17 protein-coding genes and 2 pseudogenes are annotated in these 21,895 nt (G+C 47.9%); 8 read left to right on the plus strand and 11 right to left on the minus strand.

What is annotated here, in order from left to right; all coding sequences use genetic code 11:
* Positions 1-3: 3 nt before the first annotated feature.
* Positions 4-1,239 (minus strand): DUF1015 domain-containing protein, encoded by a 1,236-nt coding sequence (locus B5F07_RS07665; protein ID WP_087160690.1) that lies wholly within the window; start codon positions 1,237-1,239, stop codon positions 4-6.
* A 198-nt stretch (positions 1,240-1,437) separates the two neighbouring features.
* Complete coding sequence (locus B5F07_RS07670; protein ID WP_087160691.1) at positions 1,438-1,755, minus strand: TetR-like C-terminal domain-containing protein; 318 nt, start codon at positions 1,753-1,755, stop codon at positions 1,438-1,440.
* Positions 1,756-1,862: 107 nt separating this feature from the next.
* On the opposite strand from B5F07_RS07670, the pseudogene B5F07_RS23025 reads away from it, so the two are divergent.
* From B5F07_RS23025 to B5F07_RS07700, 7 genes and pseudogenes are all read left to right on the plus strand, one after another.
* Positions 1,863-2,930, plus strand: a pseudogene (locus B5F07_RS23025) (MGDG synthase family glycosyltransferase); the annotation flags it as partial.
* A gap of 133 nt (positions 2,931-3,063) precedes the next feature.
* Positions 3,064-3,195 (plus strand): annotated as a pseudogene (locus B5F07_RS23550) (response regulator); the annotation flags it as partial.
* A gap of 177 nt (positions 3,196-3,372) precedes the next feature.
* Positions 3,373-3,597 carry a winged helix-turn-helix domain-containing protein gene (locus B5F07_RS22825; RefSeq protein WP_191404547.1) on the plus strand — a complete coding sequence of 75 codons (225 nt, stop codon included), beginning with the start codon at positions 3,373-3,375 and terminating at the stop codon, positions 3,595-3,597.
* A 19-nt stretch (positions 3,598-3,616) separates the two neighbouring features.
* Positions 3,617-4,153: a HAMP domain-containing histidine kinase gene (locus tag B5F07_RS07685; protein ID WP_087160694.1), complete on the plus strand. Its 537-nt coding sequence runs from the start codon at positions 3,617-3,619 to the stop codon at positions 4,151-4,153.
* A 267-nt stretch (positions 4,154-4,420) separates the two neighbouring features.
* Entirely contained in the window at positions 4,421-5,188 is a 768-nt protein-coding gene (locus tag B5F07_RS07690) for an ABC transporter ATP-binding protein (RefSeq protein ID WP_087160695.1), read from the plus strand.
* Positions 5,178-6,197 carry an FtsX-like permease family protein gene (locus B5F07_RS07695; protein ID WP_087160696.1) on the plus strand — a complete coding sequence of 340 codons (1,020 nt, stop codon included), beginning with the start codon at positions 5,178-5,180 and terminating at the stop codon, positions 6,195-6,197. The genes B5F07_RS07690 and B5F07_RS07695 overlap by 11 nt, the downstream gene beginning before the upstream one ends.
* Positions 6,163-7,101, plus strand: a complete 939-nt coding sequence (locus B5F07_RS07700) for a hypothetical protein (RefSeq protein ID WP_140397988.1) — start codon at positions 6,163-6,165, stop codon at positions 7,099-7,101. The genes B5F07_RS07695 and B5F07_RS07700 overlap by 35 nt, the downstream gene beginning before the upstream one ends.
* Here the strand turns inward: B5F07_RS07700 and B5F07_RS07705 are convergent.
* The 6 genes from B5F07_RS07705 to B5F07_RS07730 form a co-directional block, all read right to left on the minus strand.
* Positions 7,079-9,184 carry a hypothetical protein gene (locus B5F07_RS07705; RefSeq protein ID WP_087160698.1) on the minus strand — a complete coding sequence of 702 codons (2,106 nt, stop codon included), beginning with the start codon at positions 9,182-9,184 and terminating at the stop codon, positions 7,079-7,081. The two genes, B5F07_RS07700 and B5F07_RS07705, sit on opposite strands and share 23 nt — an antisense overlap.
* Positions 9,177-9,884, minus strand: a complete 708-nt coding sequence (locus tag B5F07_RS07710; protein ID WP_087160699.1) for a metallophosphoesterase — start codon at positions 9,882-9,884, stop codon at positions 9,177-9,179. The genes B5F07_RS07705 and B5F07_RS07710 overlap by 8 nt, the downstream gene beginning before the upstream one ends.
* Before the next feature lie 45 nt (positions 9,885-9,929).
* The gene (locus tag B5F07_RS07715) at positions 9,930-11,177 is read right to left on the minus strand and encodes a hypothetical protein (RefSeq protein ID WP_087160700.1); all 1,248 of its coding nucleotides are present in this window, start codon (positions 11,175-11,177) and stop codon (positions 9,930-9,932) included.
* A gap of 82 nt (positions 11,178-11,259) precedes the next feature.
* On the minus strand, positions 11,260-14,187 hold the full coding sequence (locus B5F07_RS07720) for a hypothetical protein (protein ID WP_087160701.1): 2,928 nt from the start codon (positions 14,185-14,187) through the stop codon (positions 11,260-11,262).
* Positions 14,168-14,824 (minus strand): hypothetical protein, encoded by a 657-nt coding sequence (locus B5F07_RS07725; protein ID WP_087160702.1) that lies wholly within the window; start codon positions 14,822-14,824, stop codon positions 14,168-14,170. The genes B5F07_RS07720 and B5F07_RS07725 overlap by 20 nt, the downstream gene beginning before the upstream one ends.
* Positions 14,825-15,491: 667 nt before the next feature.
* Positions 15,492-15,653 carry an Arc family DNA-binding protein gene (locus B5F07_RS07730; protein ID WP_087160703.1) on the minus strand — a complete coding sequence of 54 codons (162 nt, stop codon included), beginning with the start codon at positions 15,651-15,653 and terminating at the stop codon, positions 15,492-15,494.
* A 133-nt stretch (positions 15,654-15,786) separates the two neighbouring features.
* Between B5F07_RS07730 and B5F07_RS07735 the strand changes: the two genes are divergently transcribed.
* Positions 15,787-16,482, plus strand: a complete 696-nt coding sequence (locus B5F07_RS07735) for a hypothetical protein (protein ID WP_087160704.1) — start codon at positions 15,787-15,789, stop codon at positions 16,480-16,482.
* A 1,919-nt stretch (positions 16,483-18,401) separates the two neighbouring features.
* Here B5F07_RS07735 and B5F07_RS07740 read toward each other — a convergent pair.
* Genes B5F07_RS07740 through cas6 form a run of 3 tightly spaced genes read right to left on the minus strand, consistent with a single transcriptional unit; the run spans position 18,402 to position 21,879 of the window.
* Positions 18,402-19,115, minus strand: a complete 714-nt coding sequence (locus tag B5F07_RS07740; RefSeq protein WP_087160705.1) for a metallophosphoesterase — start codon at positions 19,113-19,115, stop codon at positions 18,402-18,404.
* A gap of 18 nt (positions 19,116-19,133) precedes the next feature.
* Positions 19,134-20,891, minus strand: coding sequence for an AAA family ATPase (locus B5F07_RS07745; RefSeq protein WP_087160706.1), 1,758 nt, complete (start codon positions 20,889-20,891; stop codon positions 19,134-19,136).
* Positions 20,892-20,925: 34 nt separating this feature from the next.
* Positions 20,926-21,879 (minus strand): CRISPR system precrRNA processing endoribonuclease RAMP protein Cas6, encoded by a 954-nt coding sequence (gene cas6, locus B5F07_RS07750; protein WP_162613068.1) that lies wholly within the window; start codon positions 21,877-21,879, stop codon positions 20,926-20,928.
* Positions 21,880-21,895: the final 16 nt, after the last annotated feature.

Below are 21,895 nucleotides of genomic sequence, written 5' to 3' on the forward strand. Positions count from 1 at the left end.
CAGTCAGAACAGGTGGATAAACAGACCGCTCCGGAGTTTCGGCTCAAACCAGGTGGACTTCGGCGGCATGAGCATACCTGCATCCGCCACGGCAAGCAGTTCGTCCATGGAAGTCGGATACATGGCAAATGCAGCGCCTCCCGCACGGTCCGCTTCTCTCTCAAGCTCCTTAAGCCCCCGGATACCGCCCACAAAACGGATGCGCGGATCATTTTTCGGGTTGGTTATCCCGAAGACCGGGGCGAGAATATTTTCCTGGAGAACAGAGACATCCAGATCACCTACCGGCGTGCCGGGATACAGACGGGAGTCTGCCCGGAGCAGATACCATTTTCCGCCTCCGTACAGCCCTATCTCTCCCTTGCGCTGCGGTCTGCAGGGACTGTCCTTTTCTGTTATCTCAAATCCATCCTTTATCTTATCAAGAAATTCGTCAAATGTATAGCCATTCATGTCAATAACAACGCGGTTGTAATCATAGATCTTAAGATCATCGGAAGCAAAGAGGACAGAAAGGAAAAAGTTGTACTCTTCCCTGCCGGAAAAGCCCGGATCTTCCGCTCTTCTTTTCAGTCCGACCTTCACTGCCGACGCTGCCCTGTGATGACCGTCGGCAATATAGAGATGCGGAATCCCGGCAAATATCTGAGAAATCTTCTCAATATAGTCCGGGCTGCCGATGCGCCACACCTGATGGCGGATACCGTCATCGCCGGTGAAATCAAAAAGAGACGCCTCTGTTTCCATGATTTCACTGAGAATCTTCTGGAGTCTTTTATCAGCGCGGTAAGCCAGAAAGATCGGTCCGGTCTGGGCGCTGCATGTGTCGATGTGACGGAAACGGTCCAGTTCTTTTTCCTCCAGAGTGTTTTCATGCCGGAGGATGACGCCGTTTTCGTAGTCGTCGATGGATGCGCACCCTACGATACCGGTCTGGGTCCTCCCGTCCATGGTGAGGGCGTAAATATAGTAGCATGGCGTTTCATCCTGGATGAAAGAGCCGTCGGCGATCATCTGGTACAGGGTGTCACGTGCTTTTTCATAGACCTGGTCAGAGTACGGATCAGTCCCTTCCGGGAACTGGGTCTCTGCCCGGTCAATCTTCAGGAAAGAAAGAGGGTTCCTGTCTGTAATCTGCCGCGCCTCGGCGCTGTCGTATACATCATAGGGAAGCGCGGCGATGGACGAAGCAAGATCTGCTGCGGGGAGGACTCCCCGGAACGGGTGTATGATACTCATGCGGATTCTCCTTTTCTGGTGAATGATTTCTTTATTATTACATTTTATTGATACAATCTTCCGTAAACAGTAAGCATTGTAGCACAAATGAGGAGGATTTGCCATGCCTGTTCGGAATCCTTATATGAAAAAATCTGATGATTTATATGTAAGAATAAAGAAAGCGGCAAACTCGGGGCGCAAAAAGGTCTCATTGCGCTACTCCTTAACGGTATCCTGCAAATCATATAAAATTGCCACCATTTGAGATGGAGTTTCCTGATAACCGCGTAAAATCCAGGCCTTGACGATCCCATACAGGGCATAAGCAGTCCACTGCTGTTTATAATAGGAAATAATATTGTCTTCCGGCTTTTCAGGGGTCAAAACTTTTAAATAGGCATCCAGAATGACATTCTGGCGGCCGACCTGATAGAGCAGATCATTAATATCTCGTATGGAAAGGAAAAATTCAAAGAACAGACGTGTACTCGTATAAATATCGCTTCGAAAATCCGTGATATGGTTTTCTTCCAAAAATCGATTCCACAGGCATAATATCTTGAAAGTCAGGACCTCATCCTTTGTTTTGAAGTAACGGAAATAGGTAGAACGTCCAACATCCGCTTTGGAGGTGAAACTGTTTGGATGCTTTAATACTTTCGTGTGGGACCGGAGGCGGACATAACGCCGCAGGGAACGCAGTCACAGAAGAACTCAGGCGTCGTGGCCATCAGGCGGCGATGTTCAATCCATATACGCTGCACAGCGAACATCTGGCTGACAGGATCGACAATTTCTATATAAAGGCCGTTCAAAAAGCGCCGGCTGCATTCGGAGCAGTTTACAGCGCCGGACAGCTATACAGACGGCTGCCGTTCCGTTCTCCTGTATATTTTGCCAATTACGGTATGGTTCCTGTCATGGAGGAGTATCTGGCACGAAACCATGTTGATGTTATCATTTCAACGCATCTGTTCCCGGCGGAGATCCTGACCTGCATGAAGCAAAAGGGAATCCATATCCCCAAGACCATTTTTATCGCCACGGATTATACCTGTATCCCTTTTACAGAGGAAACAGACTGCGATGCCTATGTCATTCCATCTGAACAACTGAAGCAGGAGTTTATAAACCGGGGTATGCCGGGCGAAAAACTATATGCGCTCGGCATACCGGTAAGCCGGCGCTTCTCTCAAAAGGAGACCAGGCAGGACGCCTGCAGGCGGCAGGGGCTTGACCCGGATAAGAGATATATCCTGGCGGCCGGTGGCAGCATGGGCGGTGGGAGTATAAAAAAAGTCATTCAGACACTTGCCAACGAAGCTGCGAAACGCAGGAATACGGAACTGATCGTCATATGCGGTTCCAATAAAAAGCTGTATGATGAAGTGAAAAGGTATAATCTGCCTGCTGTTACGGTTGTCGGCTTTACCTCAGATATGGCAGGGTATATGAAAGCAGCGGATCTGTTTGTCACAAAACCCGGCGGTCTTTCATCCACAGAGGCAGCGGTATATGGAATCCCGATCGTGCATGTGGCTGCCATTCCGGGGTGTGAAACATACAACGCCAGATTCTTCAGCGGCTATGGTATGAGCCGGTTCTGCCACACATCAAACAGTGAATTGGCGGATGCATTAAAAATACTGGACAGCGAAACAGAGTGTGAGACGATGATCAGGAACCAGCGGAAACTGATCCGCCCGGATGCAGCCGAACAGATCAGTGCCCTTGCAGAAAGGATGGTTTTATCTTCTCAGAAAGCTGCTGTTATGAATATGGGGGTCTGCACCGGATGCGGAGGGGCTTGCAAGGGCTGCTCTGGAGAAGAGTCCGGATCTGATACTTCTGGATGTGAACCTGCCCGGGGTGAGCGGGCTGAAAGTCTGCGAGAAGATCCGGGAGACTTCCGATGTGCCGGTGATCTTTGTGACGGGAAACAACACGCCCATGGACGAGCTGAACGGCATCCTTCGGGGCGGCGACGACTATGTTACAAAACCATACCAGCTTCCTGTTCTGACCGCGCGGATCGGTGCGGTGCTCAGGCGGACTCTGGGGAGAGGACAGGAGAGGGAGTCGTCTGCGCGGCAGGAATATAGGGGTGTTGTGCTGGATACGGCGGCCGCCCGGATTTCAAAAGGAGAGAATTTGTGTGAACTGACGAAAAATGAACTGAAGATACTCTACTGCCTGTTCCGGCATCCGGGGGAGATTGTCTCCAGGGCAGATATGATTGATTATCTGTGGGATAACGAGGTGTTTATCGATGACAATACATTAAGCGTCAATATTACGCGCATCCGCAGTAAATTAAAGGAGATTGGCGCAGAGAATTTTATTGAGACCAAACGCGGAATGGGCTACCGGATATAGGGAGAGAGGTGAGCGTTACGTGAGTTTCTGGGATTACTGTAAGGGAAAGGCCGAGGTGCTGCTGATCAACGCGGGAGCGCTGCTGGTTCTGTGCGTGTATTTACTGATGCTGAATAATTCGGAGACTTCTGTATTTCTGATCGCTGTGGTGTGGATCGCGGTGCTTCTGATATACCTTCTGGTGCAGTACATTTCCCGGAGAAAATATTTCCGGGAGCTGATGAGCGTCCTTGACGGGCTGGACCGGAAATATCTGATTGCCGAAGTTATGAAACCGGGGCATGGTGTGGAAGATAAACTCTACTGGGAAGTCCTGCGCAGGTCGAACAAATCGATGATAGAGAAGACCCATGAACTGGAGGACGCCCAGAGAGAGTACAAGGAGTATATCGAGAGCTGGATTCATGAGGTCAAGGTCCCTATCACCGCGGCACATCTGATCTGTGAAAATAACCGGAACGAGTATACAAGACGGATCCTTACGGAACTGGATGAGATTGAAAATGAGGTGGAGAAGGTTCTGTATTTTGCAAGAATGGAGCATGCCAGGATGTAGTGGCCAGTAATGCTCCGGCGTTCAGGATGTAGTGTCCTGAATCACTCTGATGTTCCGTTGCTTGCCCGGAAGTGTAAGGGAAAGCAGGGGAAAAGTTTCAAAAATGAAAGATTGCTGTAAGGAAATCTCATACAAGGAAAAGCACCCGACTGCTAAGATATATGTATCGGGTATGCCGCCCGCCAGGTAACAGGTTCAACGAAACAGGTTCAGCAGAACAGGCTCAACGGCATACCGGGGCATAAGATGCAGAAAGGATGATAAAGAATGGGTGAACAGATCAGAGTCTGTGATGTGGAAAAATATTACGGCACAAAAGATAATATCACAAAAGCGGTCAACCGGGTCAGCTTTACGGTGGACGAGGGTGAATTCCTCGGGATTATGGGCGCTTCCGGATCCGGTAAGACAACACTTCTGAACATGATCTCCACCATTGACCGGGTGACGGCGGGACATATTTTTTACGGGGATACAGATATCACAGAGTTAAATGAGGATGCGCTCTCGGATTTCCGCAAGGAGAATCTGGGATTTGTGTTTCAGGACTTTAATCTGCTGGATACACTGACCATTGAGGAAAATATTATTCTCGCCATGAGCCTGCACGGGAAAGGGAAGAAGGAGACGGACCGGCGGGTGGACGAAGTGCTGAAAGGTCTGGGAATAGAGGGCATCCGCACAAAATTTCCGAACCAGGTATCAGGAGGGCAGAAGCAGCGCTGTGCATGTGCAAGGGCGCTGGTCAATAATCCCAGGCTGATCCTGGCCGACGAACCGACGGGAGCATTGGATTCCCGGTCGGCGCAGATGCTTCTCTCCACGTTCTGCCAGATGAACCGGGAGATGAAGGCCACGATCCTGATGGTTACCCACGATGCATTTTCCGCAAGCTACTGCGGACGCATTCTGTTTCTGAAAGACGGGGAGATCTTCAATGAACTGGTGCGGGGAAAGAAAAGCAGACGGGAATTTTTAAATGAGATCCTGGATGTGCTTGCCCTGACGGGAGGTGACAGTGATTATGCTGAATAAACTGGCACTTCGCAACGTAAGACGTTCCATGAAGGATTACCTTGTCTACCTGATCACTATGATTGCTGTGGCGGCGATGATGTTTGCTTTCAATTCCCTGATCTTTTCGGAGGATATCCGGAATATGTGCTCCGAGTCAATGATCCTTGGCTGGATGCTCGGAATTGCCACCTTTTTCATCATCCTTATTGTGGCATGGCTGATCAACTATATGGCCCGGTTTATGCTGGAGAAGCGCAGCCGGGAGTTCGCCACCTATCTTCTGATCGGTCTGAAGCGGAAGGTGATTTCACGCCTCTACATGAAAGAGAATCTGCTGATCGGCACAGTGGCACTGTTTCTGGGGATCGGTGTGGGCATACTGCTTCAGCAGATTATCATGAATGTATTCTATTCTGTTTTCAGCGAAGATTATCAGCTTCATATTCAGATGAGCCGGAGCTGTCTGATCATGACAGTGTGCTGCTATTTTGTCTGCTATCTCTTTGCCCTGCGGCGTAACCGGAAAATGTTCCGAAAGATGGCCATTGCCGAACTTCTGCAGATGGAGAAGAAAAATGACGAGATCAAAACAGGGCACGAGCGGCTGCGCCAGTGGCTGTTTATTCTGTCTGCCGCCTATATTGTTTTTGTCTATGTGATGATGGTGAGAGGCTGTCCCATGCTGGTGGGCGGGCTCCTGATGGCAGGGCTCGTCGCGGCAGTCTATGCACTGTTTGCGGGATTCTCGGCATTTCTTGTGTGCAGGATACAGAAACGGGGAAAATGGATGTACCGGAAGGAGAGGATCTTTCTGTACCGTCAGCTCGCCTCAAAAGTCCGAACCATGCGCTTTACCATGGGGACGCTGACAGTCCTGCTTGTGTGTGCGCTGCTCGGAAGTTCCTTTTCTCTTATGTTCGCAAAATATCAGAATCAGGCGATCGACTACAGTGTGCCTTTCGATGTGATCGTGTACAGTCCGGATCCCGGTGATGATTTCGCCGGGGAGAGAGTACTATACCTATGACACGTATATGAAACTGAGCGATTATAATGCGCTGCGGCAAATGCTTGGCAAAGAGCCCGTTACTCTTGGGGAAAACGAATATGCGCTTCAGACAAAAGTACGGATCGCACGGGAGTTCGGCGATGATATTTACAACCAGAAAGTGGAGACCGGTAAAGAGACGCTGTCCCTGTCCCGGGTATACACGGAGGCTTTTTCCCAGAACGGTATCAATGGAGCGGACTATCTGATTATCGTTCCGGACAAACTCTGCGATGAAATGACGCCGTACTACTCCGTTTATGCCGCGGAGCTTGCGGACCGGGGAAGCCAGGCGCTTTCGGATGACCTGGATGAAGTTTACCGGCACAAACACGGGATTCTGACATATGATGAGTACGAGGCGGCCATGGAGGAGGGAGAAACCGGTGAGGATGACTGGCAGGAAGACCTTCTTGCAGCGAACGGGACGGATGAGATTGTGGTTATGATCGCCGATCTGTTCGTGCGGGATGTGGACGCTGCGGAGATGAAGTTTGTCATTACGTCTGTGACATTCCCTCTGGAATACATTGCCCTGATCTTTATCTGTGTGGCGGTTACGATCCTGGCAGTCCAACAGCTCTCCGATTCCGGCAGATACCGGTTCCGCTACGACGTGCTTCGGAAACTGGGAATGAAGAAAAAAGAGATGAACCGGGTGATTTTCCGGCAGCTTGCCCTGTTTTACCTGGCGCCCGCGGCGGCAGCCGCCGCTATCAGTGCGGTGATCGTGATCTATACGGGAAACACGTTCGTGCGGTATACGGGCGCCGACGGGAGCGGACTCACTTATTTCGGAGCGGCGCTGCTGATCGCCGGCGGGGTCTATCTGCTGTATTTCGGGGCGACTTATCTGGGATTCAGGAGAAATGTGGAGGAGTAGGAGATACTTGAATCTCAATATAAAATGCGATATCCGTTTCCCGGTTATAGCCGGTGAACCGTCGCACTTCGCTGCCATCTGCGGTTATTTTTACTGTTTTTTCTGACAGAACCAGGTCACTGCCAGAGGACCCCGGCAGAGACTGCCACATCTGATATACCCCATTGGCTTCGGGCTCATCCATCAGCCGTGTCGTTGTATGCCGATGCTGTTCGATTACGTTTCCGTTCTGGTCACGGATTTCTTCTGTTAAATAAGGTTCTGCAAGAACCCCGCCATTGACAGCGGCACTGACCATACGCAGAGACTTCAGGGCTTCCTTCCAGTCGGGGTGAAATGCGGTATCTCCGGATGAAAAGGTAGTTGCGGACAGAACGGCTCCGGTGCCGGTTTTCATGAGCACCGCCATGCCGGATCTGTTTTCCGGCCCGGCATCATGGAGATCGGTGCCTTCCGGTTCTGCGTTTTGAGACTGTGCATTTTTTGAAAACGGATTCTGCAGGTACTCGTAAACCTGCCGGTTTATTTCCGGATCGATGGTGAGAAACAGATCCTGTCCGGAATTCTTCATGGAACGAGCTCCTTCGGAGAAGCGGTAAGACCCGCTCCCCGTGAGCCGGGAACTGTACAGGGAAAGGACCGTGCTCTTATCAAAAGCGTAATCCCCGGTTGCCCCCAGCAGGCTCTCCAGATCTTCGGATACCGGAGCTCCGAATCCCCACAGTCTACTGCCATCAGAACCATAGACGGATCCGAAAGAATCTGCAGTTTCTGTTCCCCATTCATAGCCGGTCCGGTATCCAAGCAGTCCGACGGCTGTTCCTGCGTTTTGAGACAGCTGCCAGAAGCCGGTGGAGGAAATCAGGAGAAACAAGACTCCCGCGGCAGCTGTCCACCGGACATATACCGCGTGTCTGACGTGCACTGCGTAAAACTGCTCCTGCCGGTCCGTCAGGGTTCTCGCAACGATGCCGAATATAAGAAAACCGAAGATCATACCGGAAATATCCGAGCTGATAAACGGTGCAGTCATCTGAAAGGGCAGACAGTTCAGGTTTCCGCCGACATGAAACGTATACTGAAGGAACAGAGCCGTAAGACCGAGAACGCTGTACATATGCAGGCGGTTTTTCCGGACTGCCAGCCGGGGGATGAGGAGGAGCATGAGGATGACTGCGGCGCTGAGCGCGGTCAGTGCGTGGAAACCGTAAATGGCAGTCAGAATATTAAATGCATCTGTGATATTGTAATACTGCCCGTCCACGGCTTCCGCAATATCCCGCATCTCCATATGTCCGGCGCTCAGCCCGTACAGACCGCCTTCCAGGACAGCAGTAAGCGAAGTGGATTTCCACTGGATGCTTCCTGTCAGGATACGCCCGCATTCCCGGAGAGAATCTCTGGCGTCCGGCAGCAGGAAGAAAGCAAGGCAAATCCCTCCGGCAGAGAGAAACGCAGTCTTCCAGGCAGTCTGTTTCCCGTACAGCCATGCACTGCTGATCACGGTAAGGATCAGGATGATCACGGCATTTCCGGTATCTCCGAACAGAGCCAGCGACGCGGCGGACAGGGCGGAAAGTATAAAGTAAATGATACTTCCCGCCGAATGTTTCAGCAAATGGTGCCGTTTTTTTATCTTGTCTCCTGCAAGAAGGATCAGCAGCAGTTTCAGGATATCGCCGGGATATACGGAGGCAGTTCCCAGGGAAGTCCGGATAGTGATTCCTCCGCCATTGATCAGGAAAGAGGAAAGGAACATCTGATCAGATACCAGGCGGAACACAACCAGGAAAATGAGTACAAAAATAGTGCATCCTGTGGAAAAGATCAGAATTTTTGATCCGACAGGTGGAAAATTGTCCCGAAGCCAGCTTCTGCTCCAAGTGCAGAACAGGACTGACAGGAGCAAGCCGGTTCCTGCCAGTATGAGATGGAGCAGAAGCGCCCGGCCGTTATGATAAAATACCTGGAGCAGTGCTCCGGAAAGCAGCAGGATCCCGAGAGAGACGGCGGCAGGGATGACGTACCTCTGTCTGTAAATGCCATACAATACGGCAGTGTCTGAAATCCTCTTTTCATACATAAAATTCCACCCCGCTTTCCAGACACAGGCAGGCCAGCCTGCCCCCTGCTTCCCGCCGGTCATTGCCGGTATCGATATCAATGTAGTTCCGCGAATAAAAGATCCGGGGCTCTCCAAAGTCGGGCAGAAGTAATGTGGGACGGTGGCCCACGATGATCTTCCGGTCAAAGCAGAGCGATGCAGGGATGAGATGAATATCGTCAGAAAAAAGGTACTTTTCCTGATCGGTCTCGGCGGCCTTTCTGACGGAGTTTTCGATATCGATCAGACCGGTTTCCGGATTTGTAACGCAGCAGTCCGCATCATAGCCGGAATGTGTGAGAAAATACCGCTCTCCCCGTATCTCGATGTTTGCATACAGAGGCAGACGCCTCAGATAATCCAGAAGCCTGAATCTTTCCGTGGACGTCAGGCGGTCAACTTCCCGGCGTGTCAGCGCTCCTCCGCAGGCATCCCACAGTTCCGAAGATATGACTCCGGCCAGATAGCGCTCGCAGAGATATTCATGGTTCCCTTTGAGCAGAAATATATTGTTCTGCTCTTTTATGAAGCTGAGCAGGCAGAGATTCTCCGCCTCTCTGCCCTTATCGAGCGCATCCCCCAGAATATACAGCCTGTCGCCGGCGGAAAAGTTGATCTTTATAAGAAGCTTATAAAATAAAGAAAATGTACCGTGTATATCACTCGTGACATAGATCATAGACTCACCTCATAGTTTAAATTTGCTGTCATGACTCGTGCAAGATCATGCTGACTGCACATTCTGATCCTGCCTGCCGGGCAGGGAATACCAGGAACGGCTTCCGTCGTCATTCAGTCCGTAGATGGATGACAGGGAATCGCGGATGTTCAGCAGATCTTCCGTGAAAAGGATCGGATCTTCGACTTTCCACAGTCCCTGTTCTTTTAAGAAAGCGGCGATTTTTCGGTTGTGTTCAAAGGACTCTCCGCAGATGATGAGCTGGGGCCAGGCATGATCTCCGTGGAAATTGCCGCGGAGATACTCTTCATTATGGACCAGGCGGTAATAACGGGAGACTTTGTCAGCCAGTTTCTCATATGTTTTGGGCAGATCCCGCACGACCTCATAGGCCAGAATGGAATCTGCATTGAGCCGGACATTGGCTGCGGTCCGGATCATGCATCCCTTATCTGTCAGTTCCGGATCGTCCGGGCGAAGTGTTTCCATGATGCCGAACCGCTGCATCCGGGCGCCGCTTTTTAACAAGCCGAGGACGATCTGATTGCCGACCAGGATCCGTTTTACATCGCAGGGAGTATCGATTTCCCCTGTCTGTGTGCGTCTGGTATAGGAAACATAGCGGTTGCCCATGTGAAACGGAACCCCGTGGAGCATCGCATACTGATATCCAAGGGAGTTCAGCTGGTAGTATTTCATGCCCCGGCAGGCAGAAGGAGAATGAAGCTCCTTCTCCTGGATAACGCGGAACCGCATAAGTTTCAGGAGCCGTTTACGGAGACGCGGACGAGTGACGTCGCAGCCTCTTAATGTGATGTATTCATAAATCTGCAGAGAGGTAAGATATTTTGAGAGTGCAACAGCTTCAAGAACCGTCCGGTCTGTATCGTCCAGCGCCGCTTCAAGCTCTTCGGTATTCATGAGCCAGTAGGGAATGAAGGTAGGGACGATCGTTTCTTCCGGCCTGACTGCAAAGGCAGGGATTTCCGGAAGGCGTGTATTCAGCAGTTCAGCGGTTATGTGTGAATAGTTTCCCGGATCGTTCAGTGCGGAATATGTGATCATCTCAGTCCCTCCTTTCCTGCGGCAGGTCGTTTTCCAGCATACCTGCTTCTGCGATAATTTTTCCAGGAACGCGCGCACAACCCGGCAGATGGCCAGTTCCTCCACTGCGCCGGGGACAGCATCCGTCCCGTCGGAACAGCGAATCACGATGTCCTGACATCCCCGTGCTACCGCATCCGGTGCCTGCGGTTTCCCTTTGATAAGTGTTAATGCATTTGCTTTGATCATGGTAAGACCTCCCTTTGATTATTGTAAAAACTGTTCTTTCCGGCAGAAATTCAGTCGACAGGATCAGACCGGAATCTTTTTCTTACTTGCGCACAACAGCGTGGAACGCTTCAATGCGATAATCGGTCAGTGTCTGTCTGTGCCCGATATAAAACAGACAGTTCCCGGCGGCTGCTCTGATATCGCCTGAAATTTCATTCGCTACAAGACCTGCGCCATCAGATACACCCCGCAGAGTATCTTCTCCATCTCCCAGATAACGGTACAGCTCGCCTGATGTGATCTCTCCGTCGGAATTTTTGTAAGAGACCGAATAGTAGAAATTATTCCGGTATTCCGAGTCAGGTACATATTTGATATTGGTTCCGCTTTTTACTGTTTCAAGGCGGGCCTCCTCCAGATTCCAGAAGAAGAGAGTGACATAATTCCCGTCATATTTTTGAAAATAAATACCCCTGTGGTCTGCCGTGACGATGGAACCGAGTTCTCCTGCGGATTCCTCGCGGAAGATTTCAGAAACTTTTCCGGTCTCTGCATCATATTTTTTCACGATCAGAGGATTGGGATAATAGTTCGCCGATTCGGATGCTGTGTAATAGAGATTGCCATATTCGTCATAAACCATACCCACAGCAAAATCGTCGATCTTTTTTACTCCATATGTCTCGGTATCGACCTCATAGAGCGGCTGCGCGCTGATATCTGTGCGCCCTCCGATATAGAAGAAATATTTCCCTCCGATCAGTGCGTCCACATTTCCCTGGAGATCATCTGCGTTGATGGTCTGCTGCGTTCCGGATTTAATATCATAGCAGGCCAGACGGGTTGTCGCTACATCCATCTCCGGTCCGGCGTATTTGTAGTAGATCCGGTTCCCGATCCTGCCGATCAGTTCGCCGTAAGAGACACCGGATAAAAGAAGCTCTTCCGTACCGCCGTAAGTGTACCGGTACAGACAGTTGTCCATGATAAAATAAGCGGTGTCATCACTGCATACGAGAACATTGGAAATATCCCCTTCCACGGAATATTCCAGAGTCGCTCCCGGCGTCAGGACATTTTCAAAAAACGTGCATTCCTGTACAGAACCCGGCTGTGCATATACGGGAGAGTATATCACTGCATTGTCTCCTCTTTTTGCCATCCCGGCAGTGCTGTCCCCTACGGAAAGACTTGCCTGGGTACGGTTTGGATTTTCCTGTGTATCCTCACCTGACGTATCGGAAGAATTACGGTCGGAACTGTCGTCAGAGTGATTGCCGGATGAGCTGTCCGCAGAAGCGTTCCCATCTGTGCTGATTTTGATGATGGATGAAGGAATCCGTTCCCTTATTCCTCCCTCGTCCATATCGTCGTTGTAAAGGTTGCTGTAATCAGAGCAGAGAATCAGGGTATTGTCATATTTTTCGGAAGCAGTCATCCGCACCGACAGGGCATAGGCATAATCTTTCAGATTTTTCAGTGCTGCAGAGTCAGATTTGTGATAAACGGCGTCCCGCTCATTTACGGAGAGCATTTTATCCCAGGAATGCAGGTAGGAGCGGATCATCAGGATATATGCCGCCCGGGCTTCGGACAGTTTTTCTTTTGTGGTTTCGGCCTGATCTATCAGGGCATTCAGCCGGTCAGAACAGTTATTGGTGGCAAGGGTGGAGATGTCGATCAGACATTTCCCGAGAAAAGCATCATCTCCCATGGTCAGACCTGAGGCAAATCCCGGTGAAACTTCGCCGGCGATGCGCGCTGCGGTGCTGATCAGCGATACGACTCCGCCAAGAGGATACTTCTCAAAGAGAATCTCAAGTGTCACATCAGCGCTGGAAGAGATGTATTTCTCGAGGACAGCACCGGGCATATCCTGATTCAGACTGTACAGATCCCCCGCTATATCCCGGATCCGCGCAGCAGTTTCCTTCCCGGACGTCACCCAGCTTATATCTGCCCGCCTTAATGAATTAAGCTGTGCAGTGAAACTTTCACTCCATGCCTCCACGGTTGCAAGCTGATCGGCCACATTAAAACCGGCGTCGATAATGGAAAGTCCGTCTCCGATTGCGGACCAGACCTTTTCACCGGAAATGATCTCCGCCACTGCCGGGTCTTTGATGTCTTCCCAGCGGTTGAACGGACGCTCTGCTATCTCGGAGAAAAATCCGCTCACATCGGAGACTGTCTGCGGCAGGGAATATGCGGCGGACATGTTCTCCGCACCATCCCGAAGTACGGAGACGGCATTACCGAGCTGCGCTGCCACACGGGATTCATCCTCGATCAGATCTGCGGTCTCATCGCCAAGCAGATAAAAGGCGTCGCTGTATTTCTCATTTTCGATCAGGGTATCTCCAATAAACGGAACAAATAAGCGGTAGTCTATTTCATCTGCCAGCGACCAGATGGCATACCGTTCACTGTTCATAAACTGTAATCCGTTGCTGCCGACCAGATCGGATACGAGCGGTCTGCAGGAAATCAGTCTCTCATATTCGTTTGCAAGATTCCAGAATGTCTCCGGGGGCGTCTCGATGAGGATTTTGTCGCCGCTCACCTGCCATCCTTCATTGAGCAGGTACATGGTCTTCTCCAGAGGAAGCCACAGGGTTCCATCGGAATCCTTATTTCCGGAAAGAGGAAAAGTCTCTTCGCAGATGCGTCCCACATTGTTCGAGAGAACAGCTTCCCCGTCGGTGAGGTTAATGTTGACATAATATCCGTTCCGGTCAAAGGTGATCCTTCCCCCTTCCGGAGGTCTGCTGACTTTGGCTCCGCACAGGGAGGCAATGTCATCTGCCTGTGCATAGATTTCTTTCTCCGCGTCTTTGCCTTCCCCGCTGTCTGTGGAGAGGAGCTTTACGGTCAGTTCCTTTTCTTCGCCGGAGTAAACATCCTGTACAGTCAGGGTACCAGAACTCTCTGCACCCAGAACGGGGACACCAGCCTGGAAAAAGACGGAACCTGCGGTTACTGCTGTCAGGATAAGACTCAGCAGTCTTTTAGTTATTTTTGTTTTCATTTGCAAGCACCTCCATAAATTCATCAGTCATCTCCTGGTAAAACGTGACATACCCTCCGAGCAGTGCGTCAGAGAGAGAATTATCCATCCGCACCTTCCAGTTCTCATTTTCCCGGATCAGTTGGACCTGTACTTCGTAGGTTTTCTCCGGTGCGGAGCCCTCCGCAATTACTTCCTGCAGTGCTGTGAGGACATCGCTCTGTGCGGTCCGTGTGAGAAAACTCTCATCCCCTGCCAGGGTGGGCAAATCAAGTGATGTAATCTCCGCCTGAACGTAATAGCGGGGCTGATCGGATTCTGCTTCCTCTGCTTTCGTGACCTCGCCGAGCTGCCAGGTCATCTCTTTCCCTGCGATCTCCGGATATCCGCTCAGGCTGATATCACTTCCGTAAGATGCATCAGCCAGAAGTTCTGTTACTGTGGATGCGTCGCTCTGGCAAAAGGCAGAGAGAAAGTCTTCGCATGCATTTTGCACCTGCTCCGGTTCGGATAAGCCGGAAACGGTTCCCTCGCTGCTGTCATCGGATGGTTCGAGAAGAAGGAGGGCAATGATTACTGCCAGGATAAAGAGAAGCAGGCCGATCTTTTTCCAGTTTAGTTTGTTGTTTTCGGTGTTTCCATTCTGTGTGTTGCCCATGTTACAACCTCCTTTGGTGAAATGGTTTTGGTGCCCTGATGAATGGGCGTACTTTGGGGACAGGTAGATTGTAGCGTAGGACAGGGGTAAAAAAGGGTATAAAAAACAGAAAGAACCGGATTTGGGGACGGCTCTTTCTGTGTGGGGATGTGATGGGGAGGAAAAAGGGTGTTGGTGATTAAGTGGGGGGAAGAAAATAGTGGTATATGGTTCTTTGCCTTTTTCAGAGGAGTAATGTCTTGCATGGATTTTCTCATTTCCATGTAACCCAATATAGTGATGATAAAAACAGTGTGTTAATACCCTAAACGGATTTTCCTCATTTCCACGGACGAACTTAAGCTATATTTGGAGTTTGAAAGGTGTTAATACCCTAAACGGATTTTTCTCATTTCCACAGTACCCGCCGAAACCTCTTGCAAATATAGGCGTTCCAGACAACTTTTTGCAGGTATTTGTCTGAATATTCTGAAAAAATGTGCTTTCTCATTATTTTCTGGCATATTCATAGTTTGTTCATATTTGTGCTACTTACTCAATCACCAACATAAGCTTATTATATCGTACTTCGTAATCTGCATAAAGCGTCTTCGGACAAAATATTGTAATTGTATAAACTGACAAAAATAAAATCATATTAAAATTGTAAGGTACAACAATGCCAAAATCATTTTAATTCGCCATGTTTATGCTCATGTTGTGCGATTGCCTGGCGGATCAAGTAGAGAATCTCACCGTTCATAGAGCGCCCGTCGAATTCTGCAAGGCTTTTCAGCTTTTTATGCGTTTCTGCGTCAATGCGTAAACCGATATGCTTATCTTTTTCCATAATGCCTCCTACTGTCTGATACGTTAAGTACAGAATAAGTTTGTTAAAGTAAGTACATTTTAAGTACGTACAGTGGTATAATGTGACAAATGGACTTGTTTTAAGTACACTAAATTTTGGAAAGGAACGCAGGATGTGGGCGAAGAGAGAAAAGAAGTATTACCGGATCAGGGCGAGCCTCTTCTGGCTGATGACCAGTGGATTTATATTATTGGTTTTGGGGGCATATTTTAAGGATGAGCTATATGAAAAATGGATCAGAAGCGGCGGTATGGAAGATGTTGTTTATGAGGGCATTCAATCCAGATTGGAGGATCAAGGAACCTGCTACATCTGTGGAAGCAGCGATGATAGCCTGGCGGACTATTACCGGACATTTGATACGATAGGATTGATATCACTCAATGATTGGTATGTTTTGGAGTTTCCTCTGAAATGCTATGGTGAAAACGGAAATGAGGCAAGTGGAGATGGCTGTAATAATTCTACTTCTGGGAACACGGGAGAGTTTATTTATTCCATAGAAAGTAATTTTCATGGTTCAATGGTATCTGTAAAAGTAACATTGCCAGAGAATTATCAGTTGAAAATGGAAAACATCCGGGAACATCTCTGCCAGAAATGCCTGGATAAAGTACTGGAATCTCTGGAGTTCCGCAAATGGAGACACGAAAAGAAAGAAGCGGTTCCACTCTGTCTGATAGATTTTAAAACACAGGAAATCTACTCTCTTCAGGATTGGCACCAGGGATGTCTGATACGGGATTACTGGATGGAGATAGAGTTGGATGGGAATGAAATCACAGTGGAGGCGAAACGAATCGAATAATTGAAAAGGAACGTTAAGAATAAGGGGCTGTCCGGAAAACATAAATTAGCGATATCGCCTAAACAAGCATACTAAAAGGTAGTGGCGCAGATATTTTACTCTTTTGACTATGGACAGCTTCTTTCTATGATTTTATGTTTCCGTATTGGCATATTATGAAGAAAACGGCAAGGAATATTCCGAAATGGGAATATTTTCTGCCGTTTTCTTAAAATGTTCTGAAATAGAAGCAAAGAAAAGAGTGACGCAAGTATACTAATGCCCTGTATAGAGGGACTTATTTCTCTTACTTCAAGATGTGGTATATAAGCATTTTGAGTGTAAATATCCTAAACGGATTTTTTTCATTTCCACGGAAAAAAATCTTTGTAATTGCTAGTATTGACATGTGTTAATACCCTGAACGGATTTTTCTCATTTCCACAGTACTCGACGAAACCTCTTGCAAATACAGGCTTTCCAGACAACTTTTTGCAGGCATTTGTCTGAATATTCTGAAAAAATGTTCTTTTCCATCATTTTCTGGCATGTTCATAGTTTGTTCATATTTTTACTACTTACTCAATCACCAACATAAACTTATTATAGCGTACTTTTTAATCTACTTAAAGTATTTTTCCAAAAACTTATCGCAAAGATTTCTCCCGCCTTCCTGATTTTTTATATCTTCCCTTGCATTCCATCCATTACTTTTCTCTGGCCGAACTGTAAATACATTCCCCCGTATCAAAACAGTACATCCCCAGATTCTGCCATCCATGTAGTTGTTGTTCGCAGTTATTTCTTAAATATATGTTTATCTGTCGGGCTCTTTTCCTGAATAAATTTTAAGCTGTCTACTTGATATAAAAGGGCTTACTCTAGGGACGGTAGATTGAAGCTCAGGAAAGGAGAAAAATGGGATAAAAACAGAAAGAACCGGATTTGGAATGGTTCTTTCTAAGTGGGGGGGGATGGGGAAGGAGTAAGTTGTGTTTATGACTAAATGTGGGAGGCTGCTAATGCTATATGGTTGTTTGCTTTTTTTAGAAGAATAATATCTTGTATGGATTTTTCTCATTTTTTATATAAAACAAGGATGGGCGAAGGAACAAGATTATAAATTGTGTTAATACCCTAAACGGATTTTTTTATTTCCACAGTACCCGCTGAAACTCCTTGAAAAACACTGATTTACCAGACAACTTTTTGTAGATATTTATCTGAATTTTCTGAAAAAAGTGTTTCTCATCATTTTCTGGCACATTCATAACCTGTTTGTATTTTACTGCTTCCTCAATCACCAACACAAGCTTATTATATCGTACTTCTTAATCTACTTAAAGTATTTTTCCAAAAAACTTATTGTAAAGATTACTTTTGTCTTTCTGATTCATCCAATAGTCCCATGCACTTCATGGCATACTTTTGTCTGCTGAACTGTAAATACATTCCCCTGTATCAAAACAGTACATCCCCAGATTCTTCCACCCATGTATTTGTTGTTCGCAGTTATTTCTCAAATATATGTTTATCTGTTGAACCTTTTTTTGCATAAATTTTATGTCATTTGCTTGATAAAAGGACTACTTTGGGGACTGGCAGCTTGTAGGGCAGGAAAGAGGGGAAGGAAATAGTGGTATAAGGTTCTTTGCCTTTTTGAGGAATAAGATCCTGTATGGATTTTTCTTATTTTCACTGTACCAACTGGGGACGGAGAGACAGTATAATATCCTAACCTAACCCGACTTTTTCTCATTTCCACGGAAGCTTTATGCCGGAAGTTGTTAACAAATCACCTGTGTTAATACCCTAAACGGATTTTTCTCATTTCCACAGTACCCGCCGAAACCTCTTGCAAATACAAACTTTCCAGAAAACTTATTGCAAAAATTACTCCCGCCTTCTGATCTTTTATATCTTCTCTTGCCTATCATACCTTACTTTTCTCTTGCCGAACTGTAAATACATTCTCCCGTATCAAAGCAATACATCCCCAGATCCTTCCCCCACACGCAGCCGCAGTCGATTGCGATATGTCTGTTTTTCCGGTATATCTTCCCGGCATATTCCATATCGATCTTGAACGTAGGGGTATGCCCGGTTACAAGATAATAGGAACTGCTGTATATCTTACTGTAGTCCGCCTGGGTAAAGATAAGATCCTCAATACCACAGTTTTCAAGTGGTCGGTCTTTCTCTTCTCCTGCAATATCCGCATGTACCAGAACATACTTTTCCCCATTCAGAGTAAATTCATTATACAGTTGGAACTCTTCCAGATAGTCCAACAGAAATGCTCTATCATCCGGATTCAGTTTCCGGAACTGATCCAGTGTGACCTGCCCTCCGCTGGAGAGCCAGTACTGATAACTTTTCATAAAGTTCTGATTCAGGACTTTATCATAATTATCTTCTGTGATCTCTTTCATCAGGCTTTTTAAGACAGAGAGAGCCATGTATTCATGATTGCCGATGAGCGGGATGACGTTATATCTGCCTGCCATATCCGCCAGGATCTGGATAGGCTCGGGTCCTCTGTCCAGTACGTCTCCAAGGACATACAGAGTATCGTTGCCGGAAAAGCCGGTTTTATTAAGAAGCTCCTTGTATTGCTCATAACATCCGTGTATATCACTGACTGCGTAGATCATGGATATTCCCTCCTGGAGTTATTTCGTCTTTTCTGTTCCGATCAGTACTTTCTTTCCGCAAAATGCAAAACCATATTTCCGGATTCTGTCAGTCGGGATGCCGCGCGCAGTTAATGCAGACGCATATTTTTTCTCTTCAATCTGCCTTAGAGCCGAGCTTACAGTTTCCGAAAGATCCGTTTCTTCTGATTCCTGAACCTTGAACTCAATGATGATCGCAGGATCGGCAGTATCCTTTGGCTCGATCAGTACGTCATAACGCCCGAAACCGCTCTCCCTGTTCGAGGTGATGCGGTATTTATCTTCGAGTTCAACGATCAGACCAAGGACAAAGCCGTGATAAAAGCAGACACTTGGGTCTGGTCCTGTCAGACCCTTAGTGGTCGCTTTCACAGCGTGCAAGCGTTCCGGTTCTGTGGACTCCGAAGGCTTGTTCCCTGTATCAAAATAACTGAATACGGATGAGGCAATCCGGTTCATATAGACATTCATGGCTTTTGTATCACCCTGCAAAAGTGCATGAATAAAATCGTTATAATTAGATGCTGTGGATGCGAACCAGCCACGCACCAGTTTTTTGAGCATAATAAGTACTTCAAAATTTGTAACGCACAGCTCGTAGAGCGCCTCCCAGTCGCTTGCGGTTTCGCGGACGCTTTTACTTTTCACTTTCAGGTATCCGCCTGCAAGCATCAGGCTCCAGACAGCATTTTCGTCCAGATCCAGCTGATCATATACAATCTGTTCATCAATCTCGGTATAAATAGATTCCCGGTTCAACAGTTTTTCGAAAGATTCTTTTATCCGCCGGTCGCCTTCCTGAAGAAGTTTCCCGATCAGATGATTACTGCTCGTATTTACCCAGTATGGCGCAGCTTTCTTTTTATCCAGATAGTTCAGGATAGACCAGGGGTTATAGATATCTTTGTAAACGCCGAAACAGAAACCATCATACCATTTCTTTACCTCAGCTAATCGGTTTTCCAGTCCGTATTCTTTTAATGCATCTGTCACTTCCTTTTCTGTAAATCCGAAGCAGTCTGCATATTTATCCGAGGTAGTTGTTACAACTTCCAGATGGTTTAAATCTGAAAAAATAGATTCTTTACTGATCCGGGTAATCCCTGTCATAATCCCTCTTTCCAGATAAGGATTGTCTTTAAAAGAGGCGTTCAGAAGATTCCTGACAAAGTCTGCAAGTGCCTGCCAGTAGCCTTTCACATAAGCCTCCTGCATGGGGGTGTCATATTCATCTAACAGAAGTATGACCTCCCTGCCATAATAGCGGTAAAGAAAACACGATAATTTCTGAAGGGTAAGTGATGCTTCATACTCCCTCATGCCGGAAGACACCTGATTGAATTCAGATTTTTCCTTTTCGCTCAGAGTATCTCCTTCGAGAAGAAAGCGGTAGTTCTGATACAGCATCTGGATCGTAGAACAAATCTTTTCCCTGGCCTCTTCATAATTTTTCTCTTTGATTGAAGAGAAGGTAAGTGAGATGACCGGGAAACTTCCCTGAAGTTCCCGGTATGCCGGATCTTTCCAGACGTCCGTTTCTCTAAAATTTTCATTCCCCGCATATGCAGTAGAAAAGAACTGTTCGACCATGCTCATGGTCAGTGTCTTTCCGAAACGCCGTGGTCTGGTGATAAGAGTCACCTTATCTCTGGATTCCCACCATTCTTTGATAAAACGTGTTTTATCTATATAAAAGAGATTATCTTTCCGGATTTCTGAAAAATCCTGTAAACCGATACCGATAATTCTTGCCATGATCTTTCACCTGCCTTTTACAGTTCATTATACGTTATTTTTCCTGCAAATAAAAGCGGTCCTGCTCCAAATAATACTTCCCAAACCCGAAACTGCTGCATTTCCCCATGTGAGTCAGCTCCCCGGCGATCAGATAATTCAGACATTCCTCCGGCATATCCTGAAAGAACACCTGCCCGGAAATACCGCGCAGAGTGACCGGACCGCCCTGGGTATGGGAATACCGTTTTACAGATTCTTTTCTCACAGTCTGGGAACGGATCACGGGATACCTGGAAAATTCCGGAAGATCAGCGTCGTTTCCGATATAATAGTTCAGCATCTGCACCCTGCGGGCAGCCCCTTTTACAAGGGCTTCCGCGTAGAAGCGGTTCATGTATTCTTTCTGGTATTTCATGGCCAGGGGAGCGGTGAAAGTAAGGCGGTATTTCCCATCGCAGAAACCGAGTTCTGCCTTCCTTCTCTTTATATAGTCGCTGACCAGAGAATACCGGTATTTTCCCATGTCAACATGATTCCCGCTGACGATCTTCCCGCCTTCCGTATTACGGACTTCCGCGATCCGGAACTGTGTACGGGCGCTCCCAAGACCGCTCATGCCCAGGAGGGCGAATGCCTGCAGATACAGATTGAAGTAGACGATGCTCTCGCCGAAGAGGACCAGGTGGAATACAAGGCGGTCCCCTTTTCTCATAAATTCAGAGCGGTCGCTGCACTCGAGCAGGTAACCGACGCTTTCCTGACCGGTTACATAGCGGGGCTTTGGGTCCATGGGAGTGTAGAGCGTGCGGTAGACAGGACATGCCTGATGGAACATGCATCCGTCGCATTTCCTGTCGTTGACACAGTTCTGCCGGAGCAGCATTTCCCCCATTCCGCCGCGCAGGGCAGATACTTTTGAGGCGGGGAGCCGTGTGTCTGCGAGCATCTCCGCGTAAAATCCCAGGCGGATATAGGGAATATCGAAAGTCATTTTTTTCTGTTCCATAAGGGCTCCTTTTCTG

This window comes from Lachnoclostridium sp. An169 (genome assembly GCF_002160525.1).
GTDB classification, from domain to species: domain Bacteria; phylum Bacillota; class Clostridia; order Lachnospirales; family Lachnospiraceae; genus Mediterraneibacter; species Mediterraneibacter cottocaccae.

What these genes read in the sequence shown, in the direction of transcription:
- B5F07_RS07690 (WP_087160695.1), top strand. Translation starts at nt 4,421, where the DNA reads ATGGGTGAACAGATCAGAGTCTGTGATGTGGAAAAATATTACGGCACA.
- B5F07_RS07725 (WP_087160702.1), bottom strand. Translation starts at nt 14,824, where the DNA reads ATGGGCAACACACAGAATGGAAACACCGAAAACAACAAACTAAACTGG.
- B5F07_RS07710 (WP_087160699.1), bottom strand. Translation starts at nt 9,884, where the DNA reads ATGATCTATGTCACGAGTGATATACACGGTACATTTTCTTTATTTTAT.
- B5F07_RS07730 (WP_087160703.1), bottom strand. Translation starts at nt 15,653, where the DNA reads ATGGAAAAAGATAAGCATATCGGTTTACGCATTGACGCAGAAACGCAT.
- B5F07_RS07735 (WP_087160704.1), top strand. Translation starts at nt 15,787, where the DNA reads ATGTGGGCGAAGAGAGAAAAGAAGTATTACCGGATCAGGGCGAGCCTC.
- B5F07_RS07665 (WP_087160690.1), bottom strand. Translation starts at nt 1,239, where the DNA reads ATGAGTATCATACACCCGTTCCGGGGAGTCCTCCCCGCAGCAGATCTT.
- B5F07_RS07695 (WP_087160696.1), top strand. Translation starts at nt 5,178, where the DNA reads ATGCTGAATAAACTGGCACTTCGCAACGTAAGACGTTCCATGAAGGAT.
- B5F07_RS07715 (WP_087160700.1), bottom strand. Translation starts at nt 11,177, where the DNA reads ATGATCAAAGCAAATGCATTAACACTTATCAAAGGGAAACCGCAGGCA.
- B5F07_RS07705 (WP_087160698.1), bottom strand. Translation starts at nt 9,184, where the DNA reads ATGTATGAAAAGAGGATTTCAGACACTGCCGTATTGTATGGCATTTAC.
- B5F07_RS07700 (WP_140397988.1), top strand. Translation starts at nt 6,163, where the DNA reads ATGATTTCGCCGGGGAGAGAGTACTATACCTATGACACGTATATGAAA.
- B5F07_RS07745 (WP_087160706.1), bottom strand. Translation starts at nt 20,891, where the DNA reads ATGGCAAGAATTATCGGTATCGGTTTACAGGATTTTTCAGAAATCCGG.
- B5F07_RS07720 (WP_087160701.1), bottom strand. Translation starts at nt 14,187, where the DNA reads ATGAAAACAAAAATAACTAAAAGACTGCTGAGTCTTATCCTGACAGCA.
- B5F07_RS07740 (WP_087160705.1), bottom strand. Translation starts at nt 19,115, where the DNA reads ATGATCTACGCAGTCAGTGATATACACGGATGTTATGAGCAATACAAG.
- cas6 (WP_162613068.1), bottom strand. Translation starts at nt 21,879, where the DNA reads ATGGAACAGAAAAAAATGACTTTCGATATTCCCTATATCCGCCTGGGA.